The following is a 5,129-nucleotide window of genomic DNA, read 5'->3' as shown; positions in this document are numbered from 1 at the left end:
AGAGTCGTTATATCTTTAAATACAATGCCGGGTTTTGGAAAATCTTTCACATCTCTTATAGCGTTTTCTATAATCTTTCTTTCTGTTTTGCTAAGTGTCATCTCTGTTCCTTTACTCATATTATATTAGAGCGTCTATGCGACCCTCTAGGGCTTTTATTTTGTTGTTAAGACGGTCAGTCTCTTGTCTGTACTTGCTATTTCTCTGTTTTAGCACCTTGAGCTCATTCTTCTGTTTTGTCAACTCATCACTTAGGATATCAACGTTTCCAAGGGCACGCTGAAGCTGAATCTGATACTTTCTAATAAGTATCTCCGCCTCTTTGAGCGTCAGTTTCATCAAGTCGTTGTTTCTCTGCTCTTTGGACGTAATGCTTTTAAAGTAAAACATTTTAACAAAGAGATAAACGGACAAGATAGAGAGTATAGTTAAAAGTGACCATTCTAAAAACATAGTTTTCCTTTTTTTGGTATTAAGAAGTAATAGCCTCTATTTTTTCTACGCGAAGTGTATGACGTCCGCCCTCAAAACTTCCGCCAATCCATGCATCAACTATAGATTCGCATACGCCTTTACCTATGATTCTCTCGCCAAAACACAATATATTTGCATCATTGTGACCTCTGGCAACAGTTGCGGTATAAGCATCATGGCAGAGTGCAGCACGAATCCCGCTGTGTCTGTTTGCCGCCATGCTCATACCGATTCCCGAACCGCATATTAAAATACCGTGCGAGCTATTATCTGCTAAAACTGCTTTGCAAACACTTAGTGCATAATCAGGATAATCCACTCTCTCTTTTGTAAAGGGTCCTATATCTATGACTTCGTGACCCTTGGCTTTGAGCAGTTCAACAGTATAATCTTTAAGATCCAAGCCGGCATGGTCGGTTGCGATGTAAAACTTCACTTTTTCTCTCCTTTTATGATAGAAGCAGCTTTAAAATCATCTGCACAGGCATTATGAGCAGATAATCTTTGAGCGGCGTCATAAGAACTATTAAAACTATAATTATTCCATATCTTTCATTTTTATAAAAGAATTCGGCAATGGAATTTATCTTGTATTTTAACGAAAGATGCATTAGAAAGTGCGCTCCGTCAAATTGCGGTATAGGAAGCAGGTTAAATACTCCCAAGACAACATTTATGATAACACTCTGAAGCACAAAGAGATATGTAAAAATGTAAAAGAGCGAATCTGTATCGGTCGGTCTGCTGAGATTTAAAAGAGCTATTGAGGCAACGGCAGCCAGCGTAAAGTTGTAAACTATACCTGCTAGATCAACCTGCATGGCGCCATTAAAGCCGGCTCTGTCTATTACCGTTCTCATATTTATAGGAACAGGCTTTGCCCATCCAAACAAAAATCCGCTCTCGCTCCCAAGAAGTATAGGCACAAAATACATAGCAGCGGGAACAATGATTGTACCTACCAAATCTATATGCGAAATAGGGTTTATAGAGAGTCTGCCGGCATTTTTTGCCGTTGTGTCGCCGTACATGTAGGCAACCCATCCGTGCATTATCTCATGTCCTACGATTGCCAGAGTTAAAGCAAAAACGGCAGCTGCAATTTTTAGTAGATCAATAGATTCCATAGTCATCTTTATCTTTTTTTATTCTCTCGGCAATAGCTCTATCTAGATGCTCTGGAGCTTCTAAATCAGTCGGTGTTTTTCCTATACGATCCCATCTAATCTCCCAATCTTCGCCTATACTAAAGTAGATAAACCAAGGAGTGCCCTCTATGTTTTCATAAGGAACCGAACCCCAAAAACGGCTGTCGTTTGAGTGGTCACGGTTGTCTCCCATCATAAAGTAGTGATCCTCATCAACTCTAATCGGGGCAAAATTGAAAATAGGCATCGGGTATTGACCGTTTATGAGAATCTTCTCATCATGATGAATGCCCGGATGTTTTTTCATATAGGGATTTTTAACCCAAAGTTTCTCTGCAAAAACTACTATATCATTTTCATCAAAATTCTTCTCTATCCACTCATCTCCCTCTCTGTGATGAAGATAAAGATTTTTGTCTGCCACGAACAACTCATCACCAGGAAGTGCTACACATCTCTTTACAAAGTGCTGTTTAGTGTTGTGAGGCGGTCTAAAGATGACGATATCGCCTCTCTCTGGCGTGTCGCCATCAATAAGACGAAGCTTGTCGCTCCACGGAATAATAGAGACCTCCAAAAACGGAATATGGGGCATAGAGACACCGTATGCAAACTTCTTTGCAAAAAGATGATCTCCAATAAGAAGAGAGTCTTTCATGGAACCGCTTGGAATTTTAAAAGCTTGCGCAATAAAAAATATAACAAAAAGAACGATGATAATCGTTCCGGTCCATGAGTTGGAAAATTTGTATGTTCTGTGTAAAATCTCTTTCATTTACTCTCTTTCATCTGCATGTGCTTGTGTGGCTTTTAGTGTGTTGCTAAGAAGCATCGCTATTGTCATGGGACCAACGCCGCCCGGAACAGGCGTTATATACGAGCACTTTTTGCTCACTTTTTCAAAGTCAACATCGCCGACGAGTTTACCGCTCTCTGCACGATTAATACCTATGTCTATAATAACGGCACCATCTTTTACCATATCTTCTTTAATGAGATCTATAACGCCCACGCCCACAAAAATCATATCTGCATTTAACGTATGTTTTTTCAAATCATCCGTAAAAATATGACAAATCTCAACTGTTGCATTTGCGTTTAAAAGCAGTGATGCCATAGGTTTTCCCACTATGTTTGATGCACCGATTACTACGCAGTTTTTCCCTTTTACATCAATGTTGTACTCATTTAAAAGTTCCATAACTCCAAGCGGTGTACATGGAACAAACCCGTCAAGTCCTGTTGTGAGTCTTCCTACATTATATGGATGAAAACCGTCAACATCTTTGCTTGGCTCGACCAGTTCGAGAATCTTTGTAGTATCTATTTGAGGTGGAAGAGGAAGCTGAATCAAAATTCCGTCGATATTTGGGTTGTCGTTCATCATGGTAATGGTTTTTTCAATCGCATCTTGAGATATGTCTTGTGGCATCTCATGTGTCACGGAGTAAAAACCAACCCTGTCACAAGCTTTTTTCTTCATATGTACGTAAGCCGCACTTGCTGGGTCTTGTCCTACAAGTATTACTGCAAGACCGGGCACTAATCCTGTTTTGCTTTTTAAAACTTTTACTTCATCTGCTACGGTTTTTTCTATTTTTGCCGAGAGTGCTTTTCCATCAAGAAGTTGCATTTAAACCTCATAATATTATTTTTTTGTTATTATACCTTTATATGTTAAAGGATGGCTTTATGAGGAGTGTATTGTTTATACTGTTGCCGTTTTTGCTACTGGCAAAAAGCAGTTTTATAACACCGATGGAGTATGCTACTTCACTTTATAAAAATCCTCGCGGCATAGGGTGTCATAAGTGTCACGGTGAGAGTGGAGAGGGAAGAGTCGTTGCAAAATATGAGCATAAAAACGAGAAAAAAAGTTTTGTGGGACCGCCAATAAACAGTATAAATTTTAACTATTTTTTTGCCTCGCTAAATGTAAGAAAAAATGGTATGCCTAGATATTTTTTAACTCAAAAAGAGATTAAAGCGCTCTATTTTTATCTGCAAGAAAAAAAGAAAGAAGGTGATGTAGATGCTAGATAATTATCAAGAAGTAAAAGCCGCATACGAAAAGAGAGACTTGGTCAAGTTAGATGAGTTGGCAGTTCCAACATACAGAGTGCTAAACAGAAGAAAAGATTTCACTTCAGTTTTGATGCTCTCATGCAGCAATTTGGATCATCTCATGAAGATAGATTCGGTTCAAGCTGACTGTATAGTACTAAATTTAGAAGATGGTGTAAGCAAAGAGGATAAGCCTTTTGGACTTGTTTTATGCGCTATTTTTCTCTCTCATCACAAACATTGCGACAAAAAACTTGTCGTGAGAGTAAATGCACTTAATGAGGGTGGATTTGAAGAGATTGCGTACTTAAACCAGTTTATGCCCGATGCAATAAGGGTGCCAAAAATCAGAGAGGTAAAAGAGGTAGAGTCTGTTTATGAACTGCTAGATGAAAAAACAGAGCTCCACCTCTCCATAGAGACAAGTGATGCCTGGAAGAATCTCTCTTTGCTTAAAGTTGACAAAAGAATTACAACATTTTATCTTGGAATACTTGACCTATTTGCAGATATGAAACTTCCTCAAAGTCTTATAAGAAGGGATAACCCGACCGCGCTCTATATATTGTCTCACTTTCTGGTTACATGTAGAATAATCGGGGTAAGACCCATCTCATTTGTCTATCAGGAGTTTAAGAATCTAGATGATTTTAAAGAGTGGCTATACTTGGAAAAGAACATGGGGTATGATGCAAAAGGGTGTATATCTCCAGATCAGGTCTCACTTGTAAATGAAGTTTTTGCGGACGAAGAGAAGGAGATAAGAAGAGCAAAAATCATTGTAAAACTTTTTGAACTCAAGAGAGAAGAGGGCATTAGCGGCTTTGAAGATGAGGAGTTTGGATTTATAGACGAGCCAATATATAAAGGCGCTTTGAGTGTATTAAATAAAAATAGCTAGATAATTTACTATCTGGCTAGATTATAATAAACGTTATAGCGGACAAGTATCTTCTCCTCAGGTCTTGGATATTTGCTATATGCGTATTCGATGGTCTCTTTCGTAGTGTCATCAAGTACGTAGTAGCCGCTTTTTTGAAGAAATTTAAAGTCGCTGATGTCTCCGTTTGGATGGAGATAAAATTCGACTACATTAGTTCTGTTTACATTTATGTCTCTTGGCAGATTTACCTGCGCGACCCTGTTTAAAACCTCTTGCGTGATCCTTCTCATAATCTCTTGGTTGTCTATGAGATACTTCTGCTGACCGGGAGTAAGTTTGCCGAACATATCTCCGTAGAGCTCTTTTAGACTTGAGCTGCCTATACTGCTGCCTGAGTTATGTTTTACACTTTTTTCTTTAGATTCTTCTTCGTTGGACATATCTTCAGATAGCCAGTCTAGTGAGTCATACTTGCTCTTTTGCTCTTTTTTTTCTTCCGAAGGCGGAGCCATCGAAATATATGGCTTGGATGGTGGAATAGGCTCTGTTTTAGGCTGTTG

8 protein-coding genes and 1 pseudogene are annotated in these 5,129 nt (G+C 38.9%); 2 read left to right on the top strand and 7 right to left on the bottom strand.

Annotated elements, in window-relative coordinates; all coding sequences use genetic code 11:
- The 6 genes and pseudogenes from RQ763_RS09365 to folD all read right to left on the bottom strand — a co-directional run.
- Positions 1-101 (bottom strand): annotated as a pseudogene (locus RQ763_RS09365) (adenine phosphoribosyltransferase); the annotation flags it as partial.
- Positions 102-120: 19 nt separating this feature from the next.
- A complete protein-coding gene (locus RQ763_RS09360) occupies positions 121-453 on the bottom strand; it encodes a hypothetical protein (protein ID WP_294929885.1) in 333 nt (110 codons plus the stop codon).
- 19 nt (positions 454-472) lie between these two features.
- On the bottom strand, positions 473-910 hold the full coding sequence (gene rpiB, locus RQ763_RS09355; RefSeq protein WP_314152583.1) for a ribose 5-phosphate isomerase B: 438 nt from the start codon (positions 908-910) through the stop codon (positions 473-475).
- A gap of 13 nt (positions 911-923) precedes the next feature.
- Positions 924-1,601, bottom strand: a complete 678-nt coding sequence (locus RQ763_RS09350; RefSeq protein WP_314152582.1) for a site-2 protease family protein — start codon at positions 1,599-1,601, stop codon at positions 924-926.
- The gene (gene lepB, locus RQ763_RS09345; protein WP_314152581.1) at positions 1,588-2,397 is read right to left on the bottom strand and encodes a signal peptidase I; all 810 of its coding nucleotides are present in this window, start codon (positions 2,395-2,397) and stop codon (positions 1,588-1,590) included. The genes RQ763_RS09350 and lepB overlap by 14 nt, the downstream gene beginning before the upstream one ends.
- Entirely contained in the window at positions 2,398-3,255 is an 858-nt protein-coding gene (gene folD, locus RQ763_RS09340; RefSeq protein WP_314152579.1) for a bifunctional methylenetetrahydrofolate dehydrogenase/methenyltetrahydrofolate cyclohydrolase FolD, read from the bottom strand.
- 59 nt (positions 3,256-3,314) lie between these two features.
- Between folD and RQ763_RS09335 the strand changes: the two genes are divergently transcribed.
- Both RQ763_RS09335 and RQ763_RS09330 read left to right on the top strand, forming a co-directional pair.
- Positions 3,315-3,665: a cytochrome c gene (locus RQ763_RS09335; protein WP_314152578.1), complete on the top strand. Its 351-nt coding sequence runs from the start codon at positions 3,315-3,317 to the stop codon at positions 3,663-3,665.
- Positions 3,655-4,587: an HpcH/HpaI aldolase/citrate lyase family protein gene (locus RQ763_RS09330; RefSeq protein WP_314152576.1), complete on the top strand. Its 933-nt coding sequence runs from the start codon at positions 3,655-3,657 to the stop codon at positions 4,585-4,587. The genes RQ763_RS09335 and RQ763_RS09330 overlap by 11 nt, the downstream gene beginning before the upstream one ends.
- An 8-nt stretch (positions 4,588-4,595) precedes the next feature.
- Here the strand turns inward: RQ763_RS09330 and RQ763_RS09325 are convergent.
- Positions 4,596-5,129: energy transducer TonB (locus RQ763_RS09325; protein WP_314152575.1), on the bottom strand; the 534-nt coding region annotated here is incomplete at its 5' end.

This window comes from Sulfurimonas sp., assembly GCF_032250635.1.
GTDB lineage: Bacteria > Campylobacterota > Campylobacteria > Campylobacterales > Sulfurimonadaceae > Sulfurimonas.
The sequence above is the reverse complement of the archived record's forward strand: the minus strand, read 5'-3'. Positions and strand labels throughout refer to the sequence as shown.

Bases quoted from the DNA above. Each gene is read 5' to 3' on its own strand.
- RQ763_RS09360 (WP_294929885.1), bottom strand. From the start codon at position 453: ATGTTTTTAGAATGGTCACTTTTAACTATACTCTCTATCTTGTCCGTT.
- RQ763_RS09350 (WP_314152582.1), bottom strand. From the start codon at position 1,601: ATGGAATCTATTGATCTACTAAAAATTGCAGCTGCCGTTTTTGCTTTA.
- lepB (WP_314152581.1), bottom strand. From the start codon at position 2,397: ATGAAAGAGATTTTACACAGAACATACAAATTTTCCAACTCATGGACC.
- RQ763_RS09335 (WP_314152578.1), top strand. From the start codon at position 3,315: ATGAGGAGTGTATTGTTTATACTGTTGCCGTTTTTGCTACTGGCAAAA.
- RQ763_RS09330 (WP_314152576.1), top strand. From the start codon at position 3,655: ATGCTAGATAATTATCAAGAAGTAAAAGCCGCATACGAAAAGAGAGAC.
- folD (WP_314152579.1), bottom strand. From the start codon at position 3,255: ATGCAACTTCTTGATGGAAAAGCACTCTCGGCAAAAATAGAAAAAACC.